We start from the raw sequence: 2,395 nt of genomic DNA, 5'->3' as shown, positions 1-2,395 counted from the left end.
GGCGGGGGCCGGCCGGCGGTGGGTCTTCCCGGCGGCCGTGGCCGTGTTCGCCGCGCTCTGCCTCTCCCTGGTCGCCTGGAACGGCAGGATGCCCTCCGCCCAGGGGCCGGACGCGCCTCCCGACGCCTTCTCGGCCGCCCGCGCCACCGCGCACGTACGCCAGCTCGCCGGCGCCCCCCGGCCCGGCGGGTCGGCAGCCCACACCCGCGCCAGGGAGTACGCGGTGCGGACCCTGGCCGGGCTCGGCGTCCCCGCCAGGACCTCCACCGGGGCGGCCGCCGCGTACCGCCCGGACCTCTCCCCCACCGGCGCCGACGCGCGCTACGCCGATCTGCGGCTGGAGAACGTCGTCGCCCGGATCCCGGGTTCGGCGAACACCCGGCCGGTCGCGCTGGTCGCCCACTACGACTCCACGGAGGCCGGACCCGCTGCCAACGACGCCGGGGTACCGGTCTCGGTGCTGCTGGAGACGGCCCGCGCGCTGCGGGAGGGACCGGCCCCGCGCAACGACGTCTACGTCGTCCTCACCGACGCCGAGGAGAGCGGACTCCTCGGCGCACAGGCGCTGGTGGACGGCGCGGGCGTGCTGCCCCCCGACACGGTGGTGCTCAACTTCGAGGCCCGCGGCAGCCGGGGGCCCAGCCTGATGTTCGAGGCGGGTGCCGACTCCGGCTGGCTGGTGCGGACCCTCGCGAGGCAGGTGCCCGGGGCCCGCGCGGACTCGCTGCTGGACGCGGCGTACGCCTACATGCCCAACCTCACCGACTTCACGGTGTTCCAGGAGGCCGGGCACCAGGGTGTCAACCTGGCCTATCTGGACGGCTACACCCGCTACCACGGGGCCGGTGACACCCCGGCGCGGGTGGATCCGGCCACCGTCCAGGACCAGGGCGACCAGGCGCTCGGCCTCGCCCGGGTGCTGGGCGCCGCCGATCTGGCCCGCACGCCGCCCGGCGACAGCGCGTACTTCCGGGCCGGCGGGTGGTTCGTCGCCTATCCGCTGGGCGCCGCCCTGCCCCTCGCGTCGGTGACGGCGGCCCTCGCCCTGGCACTGCTGCTGCGGCTGCTGGCCCGGGGCACGCTGACCGCGGGCGGGGTCCTGCGGGGGGCCTGCGTCGCCCTGGGGCAGCTGGTGCTCGCCGCCGGGGCCGCGTTCGCGCTGGCGCCGCTGATCGCGTCGCGGCACCCGGAGTTCGCGCACTACTTCGACATCGGCGGCAACGGCCCGGCACTGGCCGGGTTCGTGCTGTTCGCCCTGGCCGTCGCCGGCGCGTCGGCGGTGGTCGCCCGGCGGTGGGCCGGAGCCGGGGCGCAGGTGGCGGGGGCGACGCTGCTGTGGACCCTGCTGTCCGTCGTGTCGGCGGTGCTGCTGCCGGGCGGCAGCCATGTGTTCGTCTGGCCGACGGCGGGGTTCCTCGCTGCCGCCGCCGTGCTCACCTCGCGGGTCGGCGCGACCGCGGGCGGCCGGGTGCTCGCCGCCGCGCTGGGCACCGTACCGGCCGCCCTGCTGCTGCCGCCGCTGCTGCCGCTGCTCACGACCGCGCTGGGGCTGGGGCTGGTCGCCGTGCCGGTGGCGCTGACCGCGCTGCTCGCGGCGCTGCTGCCGGGGGTGCTGCCGGTCCTGCCGCGGCTGCTGCCGGTGACGGCGGCGGCCGCGGCGGCGGCCGTGCTGGCGGGGGCGGCGCTGCTGCCGCCCGAACGGAAGGAATCCGTCCGGGCCGACCTGCTGTACCTGTGGGACGCCGACCGGCGGACGGCCCGGTGGATCAGCCGGGCCCCCTCGGACGGCTGGAGCGACCGGTTCGTGCCCGCCGGCGCCGAGCGGGAGTCGCTGGCGGATCTCTGGCCGGGCTGGCGGGTGCCCGTGCGGCGCGGCCCCGCCGAACCGTTCCCGCTGCCCGCCCCCCGGGTCACCACGACGGTGGGCGCACCCGCGGCGGACGGCGTACGGCGGGTCCGGCTGTCCGCGGCCTCCGGCCGGGGCGCCCGCGAACTGGCGGTCGTCGTCAGCGGGGCGGCCGTCCGCTCCTGGTCGGTGTCCGGCGTCGCGGGGACGTTCTCCGACGACCCGCCCGGGGACGCGCCGTGGGAGTTGTGGATACGCCAAGTGCCCGCGACCGGAGCGCGGTTGGAACTGGAGCTCGGTGCCGGGAGGGCGACGGTCCGCGTGGTCGACCGGCTGCCGGGACTGCCGGGGCCCGCGGCCGGGGCGCCGCAGGGCACCCGGCCGCCGGCACTGGGCGTCGCGTCCCTCGGCGAGGCCACGATGTCCCTGACCACCCGCGTGCTGGGCTGACCCGTCGGACGGAGGGCGGGCCGCCGCGGCGGTGGGCGGGCGGGCGTCGGCCGCCCGCCCCGTCGCGCCGGGGCGGCCGGTCAGCCCGCGGCCCGCCGG

1 protein-coding gene is annotated in these 2,395 nt (G+C 78.9%); it reads left to right on the top strand.

The annotated features are described in order from the left end of the window. Window positions 1-2,296 (top strand): M28 family peptidase (locus SZN_RS36720; protein WP_007506045.1); only part of this gene is annotated, 2,296 nt, incomplete at its 5' end. Window positions 2,297-2,395: the final 99 nt, after the last annotated feature.

It is taken from the genome of Streptomyces zinciresistens K42 (genome assembly GCF_000225525.1).
Classification (GTDB): domain Bacteria; phylum Actinomycetota; class Actinomycetes; order Streptomycetales; family Streptomycetaceae; genus Streptomyces; species Streptomyces zinciresistens.
This window is presented reverse-complemented; position numbering and strand designations above follow the sequence as displayed.